Origin of the sequence: Lewinella sp. 4G2 (assembly GCF_001625015.1) — a bacterium.
GTDB lineage: Bacteria > Bacteroidota > Bacteroidia > Chitinophagales > Saprospiraceae > Neolewinella.
This window is the reverse complement of record NZ_LVWJ02000014.1, coordinates 2,089,577-2,114,132: the sequence shown is the minus strand read 5'-3', so window position 1 is coordinate 2,114,132 and position 24,556 is coordinate 2,089,577. Positions and strand designations below refer to the sequence as shown.

Sequence of the window (24,556 nt, the reverse complement as noted above, 5' to 3'; positions counted from 1 at the left end):
ATCCGGGACGGAGCATGGAGCCGGTACTTCGACACCGAGGTCGAAGCCACAAGCGACATTTTCAGCGTCCTCTACGCGGAACACATCAGTAGTAATCTGATTACCGTCAGCATCGAAGATCGGGAAGCGACCGAAGACGTAGGTCTGACCGTAGAGGCCAACACCGGCGACTTCGCCAGTCGCTACATTTCTGATAATGTACCCGTCGGGGCTGATGTTATCACCAGATCCCGTTACGGTAATCGTCACCGTGTACTCATCATCCAGTGGTGATGGGGTGCCGTTGTCGAAGCATTCCGTAGAAATTACGGTTGCTGCCAGCGTACAATCATTGGAACACGTCTCGCCCGGAGCCTCCACCGTGATCGTTTCGGCACAGCTCAAGTCAGAGCGCGTAGACCGGACGGTGATCTCAGCCACTCCGTTAACGGGATCGTTGAACGGACCGAAGCGAGTAACACCTGGGTTATTTGCTCCGTTGCCGCCGGGTGAGTTGGAGGTCCACTGAGCGACGTTGCTCAATTGAACATCAACATCGGCGTACCACACATCGTCGGAGAAGATATCCGGCGTGCCGTTGTCATCACACTCAGTACCAAGGAGAGTGAGTGTTACCTGGCAGTTATCAGAACACGTCAGTACGTTGTCTGTCACAACCGGGCGAGCTACGTAGCTACAACCTGGCGTCTCATTGTCGCGTGCCATCACCATGACAGTCATGGTTCCAGAGGAACTTGTTTGGACGTCTTCAGCAGTGAATGGGCCGACGATCACTTCGGTTCCGTATGTGCCGGTGGCAATTTCGTTACCATCCGCATCGAATACGGTGAATCCGGAAGAAGTAGCGTTGAGCGCTTCTACGGTAAATCCGAAGAAGAAGCCATCGTCGCTGTCGTCAAATGGCGTGCCGTTATCGTCACAGAAAGGTTCGGTAGTAACGCTACCCGTGATCAGACAATCATCGGAACAAGGGAAGGTCGGCATGAACGTGATCACCGTTTCACAAGTGCTGTCCTCAGCATCCGTGATGACCAGTTCAACTGGGCTGGTATTGTCACCATCCTGAAGTACCGGCAAGCCGGAGAAGGTGAATTCCTCGCCGTAGTTACCCGTCGCGATGATAGCGTTGCCGTTGTTGTCGGTCTGGTTGATCGTCCACTGCTCGGAGCTGTTCTCACCATTCACCACGATGGTGAAGCTGTAAGTGTCGTCCGAGACAAAGCGGCCGGTGCCATTGTCATCACAAGCGGGTGCCTCAGTGATCGTCGCATCAATCTCACAGGGGAGATTTTGGAAGAGACCAAGGTCAAGCGTCAAGTTTGATTCATTACCGTTGAGGGCTACCGTTTGGGTGGTGATTACTCCCGCAACGTCAACACCATCGCTATCAATTTCATCGCTTGCGTTGCCATCTACATTAGGCGTGGTCACGATGTAATCGGGAGGCAGATTGCTGAAGGTTACGAAGTACTCACCGTTTGGTAGGCCGGTGAACAGGTAAAGACCATTCTCATCGGTAGTTTCAAAGCGTCCGGTTGAAGTACCGTCACCATTGAAGAGTTCGACGAGTACACCGGGTACTGGAGGCTCATCGTTAGCTCCCGCTCCAGGGCTGGTGGCGGGGCCACCCATTGGATCCTGGAGACCGTTCTGGTTGAGGTCAATCCAGACGTAGTCTCCAAGTTCGTTACAGAGCTCGTCGAGTTCTACTACATCGGTAGTCAGAATAGAAGTACAACTTCCATCCTCGTTGGAGACGGTAACGGAGTAGGTTCCACCATCCAGCGTGGTGATTGTAGCGGTGGTCTCACCGTTACTCCAGAGGTAGGTGAATGGCCCGTCGCCACTTACCTCAACCGTGAGTTCACCTACACCAGAGTTAGTACAGATCGTATCCGGCTCGATCGCAGTAGTAAGTACTGCAGCGGGCATGATGGTGAAGATCTCGGCAAAGGCACAGTCGTTGGCGTCACGGATAGTAACGGCGTACTGTCCAGCGGTAAGACCTTCACGGTCTACTACGTTGTCCATGCCGTCCAGATCGGCCCAGTCCACCGTGTACGGAGGTGTTCCTCCGAGGATGGATACGTCGATTGCGGCAGTATTGGTTTCGTTACACTCCAGTTCAGTAGTGACGAAGGTTGCCGTCAGTACTTCCGGTGCAGTTACTTCACCTTCCGCGATGGCGGTACAGCCATTGGCGTCGGTTACCGTAACCTCGTAGATACCTTCGGCAAGATCCGTAGCGGTTGCGTTGGTAGTGCCATTGCTCCATACGTAGGTGAACGGTTCAGCTCCACCGTTGGGAACGGCCGTCAAAGCAGCATCAGTGTTACCCGCACAGTCAACAGATGCATCCTCCACCGTTGCGGTGAATACAATGCCTTCCTCGATGGTGTAAGTAGCTTCGATACTACAGTCGTTAGCGTCGGTCACTACTACGGAGTAGGATCCAGCGCTCAGGTTTGCCTGGTCCTCTTGCATAGCATCTACGCCAGCGCCCGTCCATGCATAAGTATAAGGAGGCGTTCCTCCGGTTACCGTGATGTCGATAGTGCCAGAGGCATCACCGCTACAGTCCACATTAGACGTTGTTCCTTCGATCGCGAGAACATCAGGAGCAGTTACGGTACCAGTAGTGATGGTTGAACAATCTTTAGCATCGGTTACGGTCACTGTGTACTCGCCGGCGGTGAGGTCCGTGACGGTAGCTTCGGTAGCCCCATTACTCCATGCGTATGCGAACGGTTCAGTACCACCGGTTACCATTACCGTGAGTGATGCGGTGGCATCATCCGCACAGCCAGTCGTAGCATCAGCTACCGTAGCGACGAGGGAAGTGTTTTCCTCAATCACGATGGTAGAATCTGCGGTACAGTTATTGGCATCCGTGACGGTGACGGAGTAGCTACCCGCGGTAAGGTCGGTTTGGTTTTGAGCGTCAGCTACAACACCGTTACCCGTCCATACGTAGGTGAATGGTTCGACACCACCGCTTGGGGTGAGCGTAATAGATCCAGTCGCGTCGCCTGAACAGTTGACATTCTCTACTGAAGCGGAGAGTTCGATGGCAGCCGGTTCAGTAACCGTTCCGGTACCGATGATTTCACAATCATTGGCATCAATCACGGTTACACTGTAAGTACCTGCCGCGAGATCTGATGCAGTGGCGGACGTAGCACCGTTGCTCCAGTTGTAAGCGAATGGCTCCGTGCCGCCAGTTACCGCAGCAGTGAGGCTAGCGGTTTCATCGTCGGCACAGTCTAGGATAGCATCAGCTACTTCAAGCGTGAGCGCAGCTGGCTCGGTAACATTACCGAAGGCAGTCGTCTCACAATCATTAGCGTCAGTGATCGTCACCTCGTAGGTTCCGGCAGTCAGATCGTTAATAGTAGCAGTAGTGGCGCCGTTGCTCCAGTTGTAAGCGTATGGCTCGGAACCACCCGATACCGTAACCGTCAGATTACCCGTGGCATCGCCAGCACAATCAAGCATAGCGTCAGCTACTTCTGCAGACAGAGAAGTGTTCTCTTCGATAACGATGGTGGAATCGACCGTACAGTCGTTAGCGTCGGTTACGACTACGTCGTAGGTTCCGGCGGCTAAGCCCGACTGGTTTTGAGCGTCGCTGACGACACCGGCACCAGTCCATACGTATGTGTAAGGCATTTCACCACCCGTGACCATCAGTTCGATGGTGCCGGATGCGTCACCATTACATTCCACATTGGTAGTGGTCGCGGCGAGTGTAAGTGCAGCTGGCTCGGTCACCGTGCCGCTAGTGATGAATTCACAGTCATTAGCGTCGGTAACGGTTACCTCGTAGGTGCCAGCAGCCAGATCAGAGATCGTTGCGGTAGTCCCGCCGTTATCCCAGCTGTATGCGAATGGCTCCGTGCCACCAGCTACAGTTGCGGTGAGGCTTGCCGTGGCGTCGCCGGCACAATCTACCCTTGCATCAGATACAGTAGCGGTAAGTGCATCCGGTTCGGTAACCGTACCGGAGGTTGTTGTCTCACAGTCGTTGGCGTCAACAATAGTTACCTCGTACGTTCCGGCGACCAGGTTGCTGATCGTAGCGGTGGTAGCACCGTTACTCCAGTTAAATCCATAAGGTTCGGTGCCACCGGAGACGGTAACGGTAAGGCTAGCCGTAGCATCGCCTGCACAGTCAACAGTAGCATCGATAATTTCCGCTACGAGAGAGGAGTTTTCTTCGATCACGATGGTTGAGTCTACCGTACAATCGTTAGCGTCCGTTACTACAACATTGTAGCTACCAGCGGCCAAGTCAGACTGATTCTGAGCGTCCGTAACGACACCGTCACCGGTCCAAGCATAGGTGTAGGGAGCAACACCACCCGTAACGGTGAGGTCGATCGTTCCGGAAGCCGTTCCGTTACATTCGACATCGCTGGTAACGGCAGTAAGCTCGATGGCATCCGGCTCGGTGACGGAACCTCCACCAATAATCTCACAGTCATTAGCATCCGTAACCGTCACGTCGTAGGTGCCAGCAGTCAACTCACTGATGGTAGCGGTTGTAGCGCCATTGCTCCAGTTGTAGGAGTAAGGCTCGGTACCACCCGTTACCATAACGGTCAGGCTAGCCGTAGCATCGCCCGCGCACTCAACGGTAGCGTTAATCACTTCAGTAGTAAGGGCATCAGGTTCGATGACACTACCGGAGGTAATTGTTTCACAGTCGTTAGCATCAGTGATGGTGACATCATAAGTGCCAGCGGTCAGCTCCGTAATCGTAGCGGTTGACGCGCCATTGCTCCAATCGTAGGAGTAAGGCTCAGTTCCGCCAGTTACTGAGGCAGTCAGACTAGCCGTGGCATCGCCAGCACAATCAACGGTGGCGTTAGCCACTTCGGCTACTAGTGCAGCGCTCTCTTCGATAACGATAGTGGAGTCCACCGTACAATTGTTAGCATCCGTAACGACAACGTCGTAGCTACCAGCAGCTAATCCGGTCTGGTTTTGAGCGTCACTAACGACACCAGTTCCAGTCCAAGCGAAGGTGTAGGGCGTTTCACCGCCGGAGACCGTCAATTCGATGGTGCCAGAGGCCGTGCCATTACAATCAACATCGGAAGTTGATACCGTGAGGTCAAGCACTTCTGGTTCGGTTACCGTACCATCCGTAATGATTTCACAATCATTGGCATCAGTAACGGTTACACCGTAGAGGCCAGCTGCAAGGTCAGTAACCGTTGCGGTAGTGGCACCATTGCTCCAATTGTAGGAGTAGGGCTCCGTTCCGCCATTGACCTCTGCAGTAAGGCTAGCCGTGGCGTCACCCGCACAGTCAACGGTAGCATTGGTGACTTCAGCGGTAAACGCATCAGGTTCAGTTACACTTCCGGAGGCAATCGTTTCACAGTCGTTGGCGTCGGTGATCGTTACTTCATACGTTCCGGCAGCCAAGTCACCGATAGTGGCGGTGCCAGCACCATTACTCCAGTTGTAGGAGTAAGGTTCCGTTCCACCCGTGACGGTCACATTGAGGCTTGCTGTCTCATCACCGGCACAAGCGACGGTAGCAGTAGAGACCTCCGCCGTAAGGGCATCAGGCTCGGTTACACTACCGGAGGTAACGGTTTCACAATCGTTAGCGTCGGTGATCGTCACTTCATACGTTCCGGCCGTAAGGTCAGTGATTGTTGCAGTAGCTTCTCCATTGCTCCAGTTGTAAGCATATGGTTCAGCACCACCCGTCACCGTTACGGTGAGAGATGCAGTGGCATCGCCAGCGCAACCGACAGTAGCGTTGATGATATCGGCCACTAGTGAAGAACTTTCTTCAATGACAATCGTGGAATCCACCGTACAATCATTGGCGTCAGTTACAACTACATCGTAGCTGCCCGCGGCAAGACCAGATTGATTCTGAGCGTCTGCTACGACGCCAGCACCCGTCCAGCTGTAGGTGTACGGCAGGACACCGCCGGAAACTACGAGATCAATTGTTCCCGTTGCGCCGCCATTACAATCAACGTCTGTCGTCGTAGCGGCAAGTTCCAAGAGAAGTGGTTCAGTAACCATCGCAGTGGTTGTAGTCGTGTCACAGCCGTTAGCATCGGTTACCGTAACACCGTAAGTGCCGGCGCCAAGGCCAGAAACCGTTTCAGTGACGTCTCCCGTGCTCCACAAATAGCTGTAAGGTGCAAGACCTCCAGTTACCTCAGCGGTAAGCGTAGCGGTCTGATCACCGTTACACTCTACCTGCGCATCCATGACAGTGACGATTGCATCACAGACGGGACCGGCAATTGCAGCGTCGATAGAATTATTAGTCTCACCGACTGCCAGCGTAATTACGGGTGTAATACCGGTAAGCGGATCAGCGTCACTATCTAGTTCATCATCACCGGCGTTTGGCACGGTCCAAAGTTCACCGTCAGGTAGTACAAATTGGACGCTGTAATCACCAGCGCTTAAGCCAGTGAATGCATACATACCATCCTGATCAGTAACTACCGTATCAATAGGTGATCCAAGAGAATCGAGGAGGTAGACGGTCACGCCTTCTACACCTGTTTCATTATCATCCTGTAGACCGTTGTTGTTGGTATCCGTCCAAACGTAATCTCCGATTTGGCCTGGGGCGCAGTCACCGTCAATAAAGATGGTGAGGGACTCAAAGCGGTAAGAGAAGCATTCAAATGTATCTTCGGGAACGAAGGTGATGATCACTTCAAACTCTCCTACCCCAAGGGCGAAAGGATCGATATTCGATGGATCTACTTCAATGGTATCGGCGGGTCCGTTTACTGATGTGGGTATAGCAATTTCAGTGAACAATTCACCTTCCATGCCTTCGAAGTCCGTAACGTCGATTTCAATTACTACCGGCCCAGCGTAGAGACAGAATTCCAGCGGAATCCCGACGATCTCTATCTCTGGGTAAGAGCAGCGGTTGTCGATACGGAGTGTATCTCCGCCGGTGTTAACGATAGTTACCTCGTAGCCTACGTCCTGTAGGTGGATGAAGTCATACTCGAAAGTACCGGGGCCAATCACTCTGGTTTCTACCGTACCATCATCTTGTGTAACCTGGTAAGTACCTGGCGTGAGTTCAGGGATAACGGTTCCAATTGGAACTGGCGTTTGGAATTCAGTTGACGTAGCTACATCGAGTAGGATCATTCCGGACTGCTCCACAATGGTCCAAGTATCACCGGGGATACCGTTTACTTCGACTACATCGGTAAAGCGTCCGTTCACTGCGTTAGTAGCATCGTTCAAGCAATTACAAGGATCGGAGATCTCTCCATCGAAGCTGCGTACGAAGCCAATATCCCAGGTCAGGTCACTTTCGTTCGGACCGAGGTTAATTACTTCGGTACGTCCAGTTACGCGAATGACGTCACTATCGAGTTCATCATCACCACCCTGGTTTTCGATCGTTACCGTAAATGGCTGGCCCTGGGCAGGGACTGGTAGGCCATCGGAGGTTACGTAGTAGTCACCATTCGGCAGGCCAGTGAACAGGTAGAATCCGTCTTCGTCAGTTGTTTCGGAGCCGACGAGTACGTCATCACTTGTGTAGAGGTCTACAACCAGGCCAGCAACCGGCATCTCAGGAGCACCTGACATAAGGTTGTCCTGGATACCGTTTTGGTTAGCATCGAACCAAGCGTAATTACCTAGTTCGTTGCAAGCCAGTTCAGACTCTACAACTTGAGCGGTTACTTCAACGCTACAGGCGGACATTTCATCCGTGACCGTAACGGTGTAAGTGCCCTCTACCAAGTTGGTAGCAGTCTGCTCCGTTTGTCCATCGCTCCAAAGGTAAGTGTACGTGCCACTGCCGACTGCTTCAACCGTGAGCTCACCCTGATCTCCAGCACCGACACAAATAGTGTCATTGGCGACACTAGCTACCAGTGTGGGTGCGGGGGCGATCACGATATCATCTTCGTAAGTACAATCGTTAGCGTCGGATACTGTAACTGAGTAGGTTCCCGCAGCTAGGTCAGTTCTCAGTGCAGGGTCGTCCGTCCCATCAATATCTGCCCAGTCGATGGCATAAGGCTCAGTGCCTCCGATGATGGATAGTTCGATGATACCTGCGTTCACCTCGTTACATTCCAGTTCCGTGATTTCTACAGTTACTGTCAGTACGGGTGGTTCAGTTACCGATGCCGTTGTTTCCGCATCACAGCCGTTTGCATCAGTAACGGTAACACCGTAAGTACCAGCAGCTAAGTCGCTGATGCTCGGGGATGTTTCACCATTGCTCCATACGTAGGTGTAAGCCTCCGTTCCACTACTGGTCATAGCGGTAAGGGTAGCGGTGGCGTCACCGGCACATTCGACGGTGGCATCGACAACAGAAACAGTCAAGCCACCAGGCTCAGCCACTGTTCCGGTTGTAACAAATTCACAGTCGTTTGCATCGGTCACTGTCACTGAGTAGGTACCAGCCGTCAGATTTTCTGCGGTCGCAGTTGTCTGTACGGGGATGGTAGCCCAACGGTACGTGTAGTCTGGAGTACCTCCTTCAGCAATTACCGTAAGGGTGCCATCAATGGAGCCTTCACAGTTTGCGGAAGTGCTTTCAACCGTAGCAGAGAGTGGAGCTGCAGGTTGAACGATAGTTGCCGTGTCGAGTGAGGTACAGCCGTTAGCGTCCGTGACGGTGACTATGTAATCACCTGCGGTCTTATCACTAATCGTAGCAGTTGTCTCTCCGGAAGACCAAGCATACGTGTAATCTTCCGTACCACCCGTGGCAGCAACTGTAACCGTACCTACATCACCGAAGCAAGGTAGGGTATCGTTTACTACTTCTGTTTCTAGGACGGTTGGTTCAATGAGCGTGACGGTAGCGGTATCTCTACATCCGTTTGCATCCTCAATAATGGCTTCGTACGTACCGGCACCGAGGCCAGTAGCGGTTGCACCCATTTGGTTACCCGTAGCGGCATCCCAAGTAATTGAGTATGGCGCAGTACCGCCACTTACAGTAACCGTGGCAGAGCCATCTTCGGCTCCGTTGCAGGAGATACTTCCATCAATATCCGCATCAGCAGCAACGCCTTCAGGACCATCAAGAACGGTAACCGTAGTCTCGAAGTCATTCTCGATCATTGTGATGAATTGGTCACCGATGTAGATATTGAACATCTCCGTGGCGATGTTGGTCCGTGTCTCGTCCAGAATCACGGAGTAGCGGTAAGTCCACTCTTCCATATCATCCAGACGGTTGTTCATGTTGACGTCCGTAGACTCAATGAACTGGTCCTCGACGTTGGGGAACATATTGTCCGTCAGCATTACCCGGCGAGCATTGGTACCTGACGGGCCGTTGATCCGGAGGAAAATCGAGTACTCGACTTCCGTTCCTGCACAAACAGTATCCTGGCTCGCCACTTTCTCTACGTTAAATTCAATACCTACGTAGTTCGAAGGATCTGAATCAGAGACCGGGCTACCGGATGGGTTGCCAAACTGATCGACGGGTTGTCCAGTCGCAGTTGCTTCGTTACGGTAGTTTGGATTAGTAGGTTGAGCTGGTGCCGATGCATTAAGCGTGGTACATTCTCCTACTGGCAGGTTCATGATCGTACCAATGAATCCTTCACGGTCATCGACAACATCTACATTCACCAAATCCTGAGTTCCGTTGTTGCATACGGTGTACTCCCAAGAGACCGTAGCACCTACCTGACGTACGTAAACGTAAGTCGGAACTCCCATTGGGTTGGCTGGATTGTACGTATCCGCATCCATGAACATACCGCTCATCGGATCGAAAGTAGCCTTCTCGATTTCAATGCTGGGAGTTTGATTGATCGTGACGGTAGTTTCATCTTCATCGTCGTCCTCAACGCCATCGTTAAAGTCATCGTCGAAGTTTCCACTATCTGGGTCCGAGTCAACATCATCGCCATCATCTTCAGTAATCTGAGCGTAGTTCGTCAGACTTGTTCCAGTGAAGGTCGCATCAATAACGTAGGTAATGATGATCGTCTCGGTCGCTCCCTGAGGTAGAGAGGCGATCGTGAAGGTGCCATCATTATTGTTGGTTACGTTAGGATTTGAGGTCATAGAAGTAAACACTAATCCTGATTGTGGATCATCCGTCACCTCAACCTGAGTAGCATCCAGACTTCCTTCATTGGTGACTACGAGTGCGTAGAATACAATGTTACCAGGCTGGAAAGGCCCACCATTCAGTGTCGTCTTAGTAAGGGATAGATCATATACCTGATCTACCGTGATCGTCTCATCGTCCTGATCATCTTCAGTCGGTACGTCGTTGTCCGGCGTAGAGTCGTTGTCGTCACCATCATCTTCCGTGATCTCGGCTACGTTCGCAAGGCTCGTGCCCTGGAAGGTTGCGCTGATCTCGTAGCTCACGTTGAAGGTCAGGCTTTCACCCTGGGCCAACGTGTTGTTGAGCGTGAAGGTGCCGTCGCCGTTGTCCGTCACGTCACCGCCGTTGAGGCTGGTGAATGTCAGGCCAGTAGCCGGGCGATCTTCTACTACTACCAAGTTGGCGTCGAGGCTACCGTCGTTCGTTACGACGATATCGTAAGAAACCGTAGAGCCCTGAGCGTAAGGACCGGAAGAAGTGACGGACTTGGTGAGGGACAGGTCGTAGACCTGATCCACCGTGATCGTCTCGTCGTCCTGATCGTCTTCAGTCGGTACGTCGTTGTCCGGCGTAGAGTCGTTGTCGTCACCATCATCTTCCGTGATCTCAGCTACGTTCGCAAGGCTCGTGCCCTGGAAGGTTGCGCTGATCTCGTAGCTCACGTTGAAGGTCAGGCTTTCACCCTGGGCCAAAGTGTTGTTGAGCGTGAAGGTGCCGTCACCGTTGTCCGTTACATCACCACCGTTGAGGCTGGTGAACGTCAGGCCGGCAGCTGGGCGATCTTCTACTACTACCAGGTTGGCGTCGAGGCTACCGTCGTTCGTTACGACGATGTCGTAGGAAACCGTGGAGACTTGGGCATAAGGGCCGGAAGAAGTGACTGATTTGGTGAGGGACAGGTCGTAGACCTGATCTACCGTGATCGTCTCGTCGTCCTGATCGTCTTCCGTCGGTACGTCGTTGTCCGGCGTAGAGTCGTTGTCGTCACCATCATCTTCCGTGATCTCAGCTACGTTCGCAAGGCTGGTGCCCTGGAAGGTTGCGCTGATCTCGTAGCTCACGTTGAAGGTCAGGCTCTCACCCTGAGCCAACGTGTTGTTGAGCGTGAAGGTGCCGTCACCGTTGTCCGTTACATCACCACCGTTGAGGCTGGTGAACGTCAGGCCGGCAGCCGGGCGATCTTCTACTACGACCAAGTTGGCGTCAAGGCTACCCTCGTTCGTTACGACGATGTCGTAGGAAACCGTGGAGCCCTGGGCGTAAGGACCGGAAGAAGTGACGGACTTAGTCAGGGATAGGTCGTAAACCTGATCTACGGTGATCGTCTCGTCGTCCTGGTCGTCTTCCGTCGGTACGTCGTTGTCCGGCGTAGAGTCGTTGTCGTCACCATCATCTTCCGTAATCTCGGCTACGTTCGCAAGGCTGGTGCCCTGGAAGGTTGCGCTGATCTCGTAGCTGATGTTGAAGGTCAGGCTCTCACCCTGGGCCAACGTGTTGTTGAGCGTAAAGGTGCCGTCGCCGTTATCCGTTACGTCACCGCCGTTCAGGCTGGTGAACGTCAGGCCGGCAGCCGGGCGATCTTCTACTACTACCAAGTTGGCGTCAAGGCTACCGTCGTTCGTTACGACGATGTCGTAAGAAACCGTGGAGCCTTGGGCATAAGGACCGGAAGAAGTGACAGACTTGGTTAGGGACAGGTCGTAGACCTGATCTACCGTGATCGTCTCGTCGTCCTGGTCGTCTTCCGTCGGTACGTCGTTGTCCGGCGTAGAGTCGGTATCGTCACCATCATCTTCCGTGATCTCGGCTACGTTCGCAAGGCTCGTGCCCTGGAAGGTCGCGCTGATCTCGTAGCTGACGTTAAAGGTCAGGCTCTCACCCTGAGCTAACGTATTGTTGAGCGTGAAGGTGCCGTCACCGTTGTCCGTTACATCACCACCGTTGAGGCTGGTGAACGTCAGGCCAGCAGCCGGGCGATCTTCTACTACTACCAGGTTGGCGTCGAGGCTACCGTCGTTTGTTACGACGATATCGTAGGAAACCGTGGAGCCTTGGGCGTAAGGACCGGAAGAAGTGACGGACTTAGTTAGGGACAGGTCGTAAACCTGATCTACCGTGATCGTCTCGTCGTCTTGATCGTCCTCCGTCGGAACGTCATTGTCCGGCGTAGAGTCGGTGTCGTCACCGTCATCTTCCGTGATCTCGGCTACGTTCGCAAGGCTGGTGCCCTGGAAGGTCGCGCTGATCTCGTAGCTCACGTTGAAGGTCAGGCTTTCACCCTGGGCCAACGTGTTGTTGAGCGTGAAGGTGCCGTCACCGTTGTCCGTTACATCACCACCGTTGAGGCTGGTGAACGTCAGGCCAGCAGCTGGGCGATCTTCTACTACTACCAGGTTGGCGTCGAGGCTACCGTCGTTCGTTACGACGATATCGTAAGAAACCGTGGAGCCTTGGGCATAAGGACCGGAAGAAGTGACAGATTTGGTGAGGGACAGGTCGTATACCTGATCCACCGTGATCGTCTCATCGTCCTGATCATCTTCAGTCGGTATGTCGTTGTCCGGCGTAGAGTCGTTGTCGTCACCATCATCTTCCGTGATCTCGGCTACGTTCGCAAGGCTGGTGCCCTGGAAGGTCGCGCTGATCTCGTAGCTCACGTTGAAGGTGATTTGGTCCCGACGTACAAGAGTATTGTTTAAGGTAAAAGTACCATCACCGTTATCAGTTACATCTCCGCTGTTGAGGCTAACGAAGGTTAGTCCGATGGCTGGACGATCCTCGACAACAACCAAGTTGGCATCAAGATTTCCGTCGTTAGAAACAGTAATGTCGTAGGAGACAACAGAGCCTTGAGTGTATGGGCCAACAGATGTTACAGACTTATCTAGTGATAGGTCATAGATGGATTCGAACAGTCCTGCATCTACCGTTTCATTATTCTCTCCAGACGAGAGAACTACTGACTGGCTGAGTCCAGAGACAGGATCAGCATCACTATCCAGAGTATCATCACCAATATCTTGAGGAGAACCTTCAAATCCTGTAGGTGCTTCAAATTCTACTACGTACTGCTCGCCAGGAGTCAGGCCGGAGAACTCGTACGCACCATCAGTATCGGTGGACGTGGTTGCTACCACATCATCGTTCTCATCAAGCAGGTTGACGGTTACGTCTTCGATACCTTCTTCACCGGCATCTTGGATACCATCCAAGTTTTCATCGAGGAAGACGAAGTCGCCGATTGATGCAGTCTCGTAGAAACCAGCGTCAATCGTCTCGTTGTTCTCGCCAGACATCAGGACTACCGTCTGGCTTAGGCCAGTTACTTCGTCAGCGTCGCTATCTGTAGCGTCATCGCCTTCATCTTGGGGTGAGGCTTCGAAGCCAGATGGAGCGACAAACTCGACCACGTATTCCTCACCAGGGGTGAGATCCGTAAACTCGTAAGCACCATCAGCATCCGTGGTAGTCGTGGCAACTTGAGCGCCATCGACCAGTAGATTAACGGTAACGCCTTCAATGCCTTCATCGCCTGCATCTTGCTGCCCGTTAGCATTGTCGTCGAGGAAGACGAAGTCACCGATAGAAGCCGTCTCGTAGAAGCCAGCGTCGTTCGTGTCGTCTTCTTCCCCACTCGTGATCGTGATCGTACCCGTTTGACCCGTTACCGGATCAGCATCGGAGTCGGTTGCGTCGTCGCCACCAGCGTTTACCGGGCTAGGCTCGGTTCCGGCGGGAGCTTCAAACTCTACCACGTAGTCACCAGGAACAACGTCCGTGAACTCGTAGGCGCCGTCGGCATCAGTAGTCGTGGTTGCGACCACATCACCGTTCTCGTCAAGCAGGTTGACGGTTACGTCTTCGATGCCTTCTTCACCTGGATCCTGAACACCGTCCGCATCCTCATCGAGGAAGACGAAGTCGCCGATCACACCAGTTTCGAAGTAACCGGCGTCGATGGTCTCGTTGTTCTCACCACTTGTGAGGACGATAGGCTGGCTCAGACCAGTCGTCTCGTCGGCGTCGCTATCTGTAGCATCGTCGCCTTCGTCCTGTGGAGAAGCTTCAAACCCAGCCGGAGCAACAAACTCGACCACGTACTCTACACCAGGTGTGAGTTCGGTGAACTCGTAGGCACCGTCTGCATCCGTGGTAGTGGTAGCTACCTGAGCACCATCTTCCAGCAGGTTGACGGTTACATCTTCGATGCCTTCTTCGCCGGCATCCTGCTGCCCATTAGCATTGTCGTCGAGGAAGACGAAGTCACCGAGCGAAGCGGTCTCGTAGAAACCAGCGTCGTTCGTATCGTCTTCTTCTCCGCTCGTGAGCATGATCGTACCCGTTTGACCGGTGATTGGATCGGCATCGGAGTCAGTTGCATCGTCGCCACCAGCATCAACTGGGCTAGGTTCAGTACCCACGGGAGCTTCGAACTCAACTATGTAATCTTCACCGGGGGTGAGATCCGTAAACTCGTAGGCACCGTCGGCATCAGTCGTAGTGGTTGCTACTACATCACCGTTCTCGTCAAGCAAGTTGACGACTACGTTTTCGATACCTTCTTCACCGGCATCCTGAACGCCGTTCGCATCCTCATCGAGGAAGACGAAGTCACCGATAGAAGCAGTCTCGTAGAAACCAGCATCGATTGTCTCGTTGTCCTCTCCGGACATGAGGACTACCGTTTGGCTTAGGCCAGTCGTTTCGTCAGCGTCGCTATCCGTAGCGTCATCACCTTCATCTTGGGGTGAGGCTTCAAAGCCAGCTGGAGCGACAAACTCGACCACGTATTCCTCACCAGGAGTCAGGTCCGTGAATTCGTAAGCACCGTCGGCGTCCGTGGTAGTCGTGGCAACTTGAGCGCCATCGACCAGTAGGTTAACGGTAACGCCTTCAATGCCTTCGTCGTCAGCGTCTTGCTGACCGTTAGCATTGTCGTCGAGGAAGACGAAGTCACCGATAGAAGCCGTCTCGTAGAAGCCAGCGTCGTTCGTGTCATCTTTTTCTCCACTCGTGATCGTAATCGTACCCGTCTGGCCCGTTACCGGATCGGCATCGGAGTCAGTTGCGTCGTCGCCACCAGTGTTGACCGGGCTTGGCTCGGTTCCGGCAGGTGCTTCAAATTCGACTACGTAATCTCCAGGAATTACATCCGTGAACTCGTAGGCGCCGTCGGAATCAGTAGTCGTGGTTGCGACCACATCACCGTTCTCATCAAGCAGGTTAACGGTCACGTCTTCGATGCCTTCTTCACCTGGATCCTGAATACCGTCCGCATCCTCATCGAGGAAGACGAAGTCGCCGATCACACCAGTTTCGAAGTAGCCAGCGTCGATGGTCTCGTTGTTCTCACCACTCGTGAGGACTACTGTCTGGCTTAGACCAGTCATCTCGTCTGCATCGCTATCAGTAGCGTCGTCGCCCACGTTTTGTGGAGCGGTGCGGAAGCCGGTTGGAGCTTCAAACTCAACTACGTACTCCACGCCAGGCGTGAGTTCGGTGAACTCGTAAGCACCATCAGCATCCGTGGTGGTCGTTGCCACCTGAGCACCGTCTTCCAGTAGGTTGACGGTAACCGCTTCGATGCCTTCTTCGCCAGCATCCTGCTGACCGTTGGCATTGTCGTCAAGGAAAACGAAGTCACCAAGTGAAGCGGTCTCGTAGAAACCAGCGTCGTTCGTGTCGTCTTCTTCGCCGCTCGTGAGCGTGATCGTACCCGTTTGACCGGTAATTGGATCGGCATCAGAGTCAGTTGCATCATCGCCACCAGCATTAACTGGGCTAGGCTCAGTACCCGCAGGAGCTTCGAACTCCACTACGAAATCTTCACCGGGGGTGAGATCAGTAAACTCGTAGGCACCATCAGCATCCGTCGTAGTTGTTGCCACTACATCACCGTTCTCATCAAGCAGGTTGACGGTCACGTCTTCGATACCTTCTTCGCCGGCATCCTGAACGCCGTCCGCATCTTCGTCAAGGAAGACGAAGTCGCCGATAGAAGCCGTCTCGTAGAAACCAGCGTCAATCGTTTCGTTGTTCTCGCCGGACATCAGGACTACCGTCTGGCTCAGGCCAGTCACTTCGTCAGCGTCGCTATCCGTAGCGTCATCGCCTTCATCCTGAGGAGCAGCTTCCAAGCCAGCAGGAGCGACAAACTCGACTACGTACTCCTCACCGGGAGTGAGATCCGTGAACTCGTAAGCACCGTCAGCATCCGTCGTAGTCGTGGCAACTTGAGCGCCATCGACCAGTAGGTTAACGGTGACGCCTTCAATGCCTTCGTCGTCAGCGTCTTGCTGACCGTTAGCATTGTCGTCGAGGAAAACGAAGTCACCGATAGAAGCCGTCTCGTAGAAGCCAGCGTCGTTCGTGTCGTCTTCTTCACCGCTCGTAATGGTGATCGTACCCGTCTGGCCCGTAATCGGATCGGCATCGGAGTCGGTTGCGTCGTCGCCACCAGCGTTTACCGGGCTAGGCTCGGTTCCGGCAGGTGCTTCGAACTCTACTACGTAGTCACCAGGAACAACGTCCGTGAACTCGTAGGCGCCGTCGGCATCAGTAGTCGTGGTTGCGACCACATCACCGTTCTCATCAAGCAGGTTGACGGTCACGTCTTCGATGCCTTCTTCACCTGGATCCTGAACACCGTCGGCATCCTCATCGAGGAAGACGAAGTCGCCGATCACACCAGTTTCGAAGTAACCAGCGTCAATGGTCTCGTTGTTCTCGCCGCTCGTGAGGACTACTGTCTGGCTTAGACCAGTCGTCTCGTCTGCATCACTGTCAGTAGCGTCGTCGCCCACGTTTTGTGGAGCGGTGCGGAAGCCGGTTGGAGCTTCGAATTCAACCACGTACTCTACGCCGGGCGTGAGTTCGGTGAACTCGTAGGCACCGTCGGCATCCGTGGTAGTGGTTGCTACCTGAGCACCATCTTCCAGCAGGTTGACGGTTACGTTTTCAATACCTTCTTCGCCAGCATCCTGCTGACCGTTGGCGTTGTCGTCGAGGAAGACGAAGTCACCGAGCGAAGCGGTCTCGTAGAAACCGGCGTCGTTCGTGTCGTCTTCTTCACCGCTTGTGAGCGTGATCGTACCGGTTTGACCGGTGATTGGATCAGCATCGGAGTCAGTTGCATCGTTGCCACCAGCATCAACTGGGCTAGGCTCAGTACCTGCAGGTGCTTCGAACTCAACTACGTAATCTTCACCGGGGGTGAGATCTGTAAACTCGTAGGCACCATCAGCATCTGTCGTAGTGGTTGCCACTACATCACCGTTCTCGTCAAGCAAGTTGACGACTACGTTTTCGATACCTTCTTCACCGGCATCCTGAACGCCGTCCGCATCTTCGTCAAGGAAGACGAAGTCGCCGATTGTTGCAGTCTCGTAAAATCCAGCGTCAATCGTCTCGTTGTTCTCGCCGGACATCAGGACTACCGTCTGGCTTAGGCCAGTTACTTCGTCAGCGTCGCTATCCGTAGCGTCATCGCCTTCATCTTGGGGTGAGGCTTCCAAGCCAGCAGGAGCGACAAACTCGACCACGTATTCCTCACCGGGAGTTAGGTCCGTGAATTCGTAAGCACCATCAGCATCCGTGGTAGTCGTGGCAACTTGAGCGCCATCGACCAGTAGGTTAACGGTTACGCCTTCAATGCCTTCGTCGTCAGCGTCTTGCTGACCGTTAGCATTGTCGTCGAGGAAGACGAAGTCACCGATAGAAGCCGTCTCGTAGAAGCCAGCGTCGTTCGTGTCGTCTTCTTCCCCACTCGTGATCGTGATCGTACCCGTTTGACCCGTTACCGGATCAGCATCGGAATCAGTTGCATCATCGCCACCAGCGTTTACCGGGCTAGGTTCGGTTCCGGCGGGAGCTTCAAACTCTACCACGTAGTCACCAGGAACAACGTCCGTGAACTCGTAGGCGCCGTCGGCATCAGTAGTCGTGGTTGCTACCACATCACCGTTCTCATCAAGCAGGTTGACGGTCACGTCTTCGATGCCTTCTTCACCTGGATCCTGAACACCGTCCGCATTCTCATCGAGGAAGACGAAGTCGCCGATCACACCAGTTTCGAAGTAACCGGCATCAATCGTTTCGTTGTTTTCACCACTGATGAGGACTACCGTTTGGCTAAGACCAGTCGTCTCGTCAGCATCACTATCCGTAGCGTCGTCGCCCACGTTTTGTGGAGCGGTGCGGAAGCCGGTTGGAGCTTCAAACTCAACCACGTACTCTACACCAGGTGTGAGTTCGGTGAACTCGTAAGCACCGTCGGCATCCGTCGTAGTCGTTGCTACCTGAGCACCATCTTCCAATAGGTTGACGGTAACATCTTCGATGCCTTCTTCGCCGGCATCCTGCTGCCCATTAGCATTGTCGTCGAGGAAGACAAAGTCACCGAGCGAAGCGGTCTCGTAGAAACCGGCGTCGTTCGTGTCGTCTTCTTCTCCGCTCGTGAGCGTGATCGTACCCGTCTGCCCCGTTACCGGATCGGCATCGGAGTCAGTTGCATCGTCGCCACCAGCATCTACTGGGCTAGGCTCAGTACCGACAGGTGCTTCGAACTCAACTACGTAATCTTCACCGGGGGTGAGATCCGTGAACTCGTAGGCACCGTCAGCATCCGTCGTAGTCGTTGCCACTACATCACCGTTCTCGTCAAGTAAGTTGACGGTTACGTCTTCGATGCCTTCTTCGCCGGCATCCTGAACACCGTTGGCATCTTCATCAAGGAAGACAAAGTCGCCGATAGAAGCCGTCTCGTAGAAACCAGCGTCAATCGTCTCGTTGTTCTCGCCGGACATCAGGACTACCGTCTGGCTCAGGCCAGTCACTTCGTCAGCGTCGCTATCTGTAGCGTCATCGCCCGCATCCTGAGGCGTAGCTTCTAAGCCAGCAGGAGCGACAAACTCGACTACGTACTCCTCACCAGGGGTGAGATCCGTGAACTCGTAAGCACCGTCAGCATCCGTCGTAGTCGTGGCAACTTGAGCGCCATCGACCAGTAGGTTAACGGTGACGCCTTCAATGCCTTCGTCGTCAGCGTCTTGCTGACCATTAGCATTTTCGTCGAGGAAAACGAAGTCACCGATAGAAGCCGTCTCGTAGAAGCCAGCGTCGTTCGTGTCGTCTTCTTCCCCACTCGTGATCGTGATCGTACCCGTTTGACCCGTTACCGGATCAGCATCGGAGTCGGTTGCGTCATCGCCACCAGCGTTTACCGGGCTAGGCTCGGTACCGGCGGGAGCTTCAAACTCTACCACGTAGTCACCAGGAACAACGTCCGTGAACTCGTAGGCGCCGTCGGCATCAGTAGTCGTGGTTGCGACCACATCACCGGTCTCATCAAGCAGGTTAACGGTTACGTCTTCGATGCCTTCTTCACCTGGATCCTGAACACCGTCCGCATCCTCATCGAGGAAGACGAAGTCGCCGATCACACCAGTTTCGAAGTAGCCAGCGTCGATGGTCTCGTTGTTCTCACCACTCGTGAGGACGACAGGCTGGCTCAGACCAGTCGTCTCGTCAGCATCACTATCCGTAGCGTCGTCGCCCACGTTTTGTGGAGTGGTGCGGAAGCCGGTTGGAGCTTCAAACTCAACTACGTACTCCACGCCAGGCGTGAGTTCGGTGAACTCGTAAGCACCATCCGCATCCGTGGTGGTCGTTGCCACCTGAGCACCGTCTTCCAGTAGGTTGACGGTAACCGCTTCGATGCCTTCTTCGCCGGCATCCTGCTGACCGTTGGCATTGTCGTCGAGGAAGACGAAGTCACCGAGTGAAGCGGTCTCGTAGAAACCAGCGTCGTTAGTATCGTCTTCTTCTCCGCTCGTGATTGTGATCGTACCAGTTTGACCGGTAATTGGATCGGCATCAGAGTCAGTTGCATCATCACCACCAGCGTTAACTGGGCTTGGCTCAGTACCCGCGGGAGCTTCAAACTCCACTACGTAGTCACCAGGAACAACGTCCGCGAACTCGTAGGCACCATCAGCATCAGTCGTGGTTGTTGCTACTACATCACCGTTCTCGTCAAGCAAGTTGACGGTCACGTCTTCGATGCCTTCTTCACCGGCATCCTGAACGCCGTTCGCATTCTCATCGAGGAAGACGAAGTCACCGATAGAAGCCGTCTCGTAGAAACCAGCGTCAATCGTCTCGTTGTTCTCGCCGGACATCAGGACTACCGTCTGGCTCAGGCCAGTCACTTCGTCAGCGTCGCTATCCGTAGCGTCATCGCCCGCATCCTGAGGCGTAGCTTCTAAGCCAGCAGGAGCGACAAACTCGACTACGTACTCCTCACCCGGGGTGAGATCCGTGAACTCGTAAGCACCGTCAGCATCCGTCGTAGTCGTGGCAACTTGAGCGCCATCGACCAGTAGGTTAACTGTTACGCCTTCAATGCCTTCGTCGTCAGCGTCTTGCTGACCATTAGCATTGTCGTCGAGGAAGACGAAGTCACCGATAGAAGCCGTCTCGTAGAAGCCAGCGTCGTTCGTGTCGTCTTCTTCCCCACTCGTGATCGTGATCGTACCCGTTTGACCCGTTACCGGATCAGCATCGGAGTCGGTTGCGTCATCGCCACCAGCGTTTACCGGGCTAGGCTCGGTACCGGCGGGAGCTTCAAACTCTACCACGTAGTCACCAGGAACAACGTCCGTGAACTCGTAGGCGCCGTCAGCATCAGTAGTCGTGGTTGCGACCACATCACCGTTCTCATCAAGCAGGTTGACGGTCACGTCTTCGATGCCTTCTTCACCTGGGTCCTGAACGCCGTCCGCATCTTCATCGAGGAAGACGAAGTCGCCGATCACACCAGTTTCGAAGTAGCCAGCGTCGATGGTCTCGTTGTTCTCACCACTCGTGAGGATGATAGGCTGGCTCAGACCAGTCGTCTCGTCAGCATCACTATCCGTAGCATCGTCGCCCACGTTTTGTGGAGCGGTGCGGAAGCCGGTTGGAGCTTCAAACTCAACTACGTACTCTACGCCAGGCGTGAGTTCGGTAAACTCGTAAGCACCGTCAGCATCCGTGGTAGTGGTTGCCACCTGAGCACCGTCTTCCAGTAGGTTGACGGTAACCGCTTCGATGCCTTCTTCGCCAGCATCCTGCTGACCGTTGGCATTATCGTCGAGGAAGACGAAGTCACCAAGTGAAGCGGTCTCGTAGAAACCGGCGTCGTTCGTATCGTCTTCTTCACCGCTCGTGAGCGTAATCGTACCAGTTTGACCGGTAATTGGATCGGCATCAGAGTCAGTTGCGTCGTCGCCACTAGCGTTAACTGGGCTTGGCTCAGTACCCGCGGGAGCTTCAAACTCCACTACGTAGTCACCTGGAACGACGTCCGTGAACTCGTAGGCACCATCAGCATCAGTCGTGGTCGTTGCCACTACATCACCGTTCTCATCAAGCAAGTTGACGGTTACGTCTTCGATGCCTTCTTCGCCAGCATCCTGAACGCCGTCCGCATCCTCATCGAGAAAGACGAAGTCACCGATAGAAGCCGTCTCGTAGAAACCAGCGTCAATCGTCTCGTTGTTCTCGCCGGACATCAGGACTACCGTCTGGCTCAGGCCAGTCACTTCGTCAGCGTCGCTGTCGCTTGCGTCATCGCCCACATTTTGTGGCGCGGCACGGAAGCCGGTCGGAGCTTCGAACTCAACTACGTACTCTTCACCTGGCATTAGGGAAGTAAACTCGTAGGCACCGTCAGCATCAGTGGTAGTCGTGGCAACTTGAGCGCCATCGACTAACAGATTGACCGTTACGTCTTCGATGCCTTCTTCGCCAGCATCTTGCTGGCCGTTGGCGTTGTCGTCGAGGAAGACAAAGTCACCGATGGCGGCAGTCGTAAAGAAGCCAGCATCGTTCGTATCGTCGTCCTCACCACTCGTGATCGTGATCGTACCCGTCTGGCCCGTTACAGGATCAGCATCGGAGTCGGTTGCGTCATCACCACCAGTGTTGACCGGGCTTGGCTCGGTACCGGCGGGTGCTACAAACTCTACTACGTAGTCACCAGGAACCACGTTCGTGAACTCGTAGGTGCCGTCAGCATCCGTCGTAGTAGTTGCTACCACATCACCGTTTTCGTCAAGCAGGTTAACGGTCACGTCTTCGATGCCTTCCTCGCTTGGGTCCTGAACGCCGTCGGCATCCATGTCTAGGAAGACGAAGTCACCAATAGAACCAGTCTCAAAGTAGCCAGCGTCGATGGTCTCGTTGTTCTCACCACTCGTGAGGATGATAGGCTGGCTCAGACCAGTCGTTTCATCAGCATCGCTGTCCGTAGCATCGTCGCCCACGTTTTGTGGAGCGGTGCGGAAGCCGGTTGGAGCTTCGAACTCAACTACGTACTCTACGCCAGGCGTGAGTTCGGTGAACTCGTAAGCACCGTCAGCATCAGTGGTAGTGGTTGCTACCTGAGCGCCATCTTCCAACAGATTAATGGTGACATCTTCGATGCCTTCTTCGCCAGCATCCTGCTGACCGTTAGCGTTGTCGTCGAGGAAGACGAAATCCCCGAGCGAAGCGGTCTCGTAGAAACCAGCATCGTTAGTATCGTCTTCTTCGCCACTCGTGATCGTAATCGTACCGGTTTGACCGGTAATTGGATCAGCATCGGAGTCGGTTGCATCGTCGCCACCAGCGTTAACTGGGCTAGGCTCGGTGCCGGCAGGTGCTTCAAACTCTACTACGTAGTCACCAGGAACAACATCCGTGAACTCGTAGGCACCGTCGACATCAGTAGTCGTGGTCGCCACTACATCACCGTTCTCGTCAAGCAGATTGATAGTCACGTCTTCGATGCCTTCCTCGCCGGCATCCTGAACGCCGTTAGCATTGTCGTCGAGGAAGACGAAGTCACCGATAGAAGCAGTCTCGTAGAAACCAGCGTCAATCGTCTCGTTGTTCTCTGCGGACATGAGGACTACCGTCTGGCTCAGGCCAGTCGTCTCGTCGGCGTCGCTATCAGTAGCGTCGTCACCCACGTTTTGTGGGGCAGCACGCAAGCCGGTCGGAGCTTCGAACTCTACGACGTATTCCTCACCAGGCATTAGGGAAGTGAACTCGTAAGCACCGTCAGCATCAGTTGTTGTAGTTGCTACTTGAGCGCCGTCGACCAACAAATTGACCGTTACATTTTCGATGCCTTCTTCGCCAGCATCTTGCTGGCCGTTGGCGTTGTCGTCGAGGAAGACAAAATCACCGATGGCGGCGGTCGTAAAGAAGCCAGCATCGTTCGTGTCGTCTTCTTCACCACTCGTGATTGTGATCGTACCCGTCTGGCCCGTTACCGGATCAGCATCGGAGTCGGTTGCGTCATCGCCACCAGCATTGACCGGGCTAGGCTCGGTACCGGCAGGTGCTTCAAACTCTACTACGTAGTCACCAGGAACAACATCCGTGAACTCATAGGCGCCGTCAGCATCAGTGGTGGTAGTTGCTACCACATCACCATTTTCGTCAAGCAGGTTGACGGTCACGTCTTCAATACCTTCTTCGCTTGGGTCCTGGATACCGTCGGCATCCATGTCTAGGAAAACGAAGTCACCAATGGAACCAGTCTCGAAGTATCCAGCGTCAATGGTCTCGTTGTTCTCGCCACTGGAAAGAATTACGATCGGGCTTAAACCGGTAATCTCATCCGCATCGCTATCGGTGGCGTCGTCACCAACGTTTTGTGGAGCTGTGCGCAGACCCATGGGGGCTTCGAACTCAACTACGTACTCCGCGCCAGGCGTGAGTTCCGTGAATTCGTAGGCACCATCTGCATCCGTGGTAGTCGTTGCTACCTGAGCGCCATCTTCCAGTAGGTTGACGGTCACCCCTTCGATGCCTTCTTCGCCAGCATCCTGTTGGCCGTTAGCGTTGTCGTCGAGGAAGACGAAGTCACCGAGCGAAGCGGTCTCGTAGAAACCAGCGTCGTTAGTATCGTCTTCTTCGCCACTCGTGAGCGTGATCGTACCAGTTTGACCGGTAATTGGATCGGCATCGGAGTCGGTTGCATCGTCGCCGCCAGCGTTAACTGGGCTAGGCTCAGTACCTGCGGGAGCTTCAAACTCCACTCCGTAGTCACCAGGAATTACATCCGTGAACTCGTAGGCGCCGTCGGCATCGGTGGTGGTCGTTGCTACCACGTCGCCATTTTCGTCAAGCAAGTTGACGGTTACATCTTCGATGCCTTCTTCGCCGGCATCCTGAACACCGTCCGCATCATCATCGAGGAAGACGAAGTCACCGATAGAAGCCGTCTCAAAGTAACCAGCGTCGATGGTCTCGTTGTTCTCACCGGACATCAGGACTACCGTCTGGCTCAGACCAGTCGTTTCGTCAGCGTCACTGTCGCTTGCGTCATCGCCCACATTTTGTGGGGCGGCACGGAAGCCAGTGGGAGCTTCGAACTCGACCACATACTCTTCACCGGGGGTGAGGGAGGTGAAT

At 54.1% G+C, this 24,556-nt stretch carries 1 protein-coding gene (only partly in view); it reads right to left on the bottom strand.

This entire window lies inside a single protein-coding gene on the bottom strand: locus tag A3850_RS09070, encoding an SdrD B-like domain-containing protein. The 48,291-nt coding sequence extends 5,088 nt beyond the window's left edge and 18,647 nt beyond its right edge, so the window shows coding positions 18,648-43,203 — codons 6,216 (partial) to 14,401 (complete); the first complete codon in reading order (the gene reads right to left) occupies positions 24,553-24,555. Both the start codon and the stop codon lie outside the window.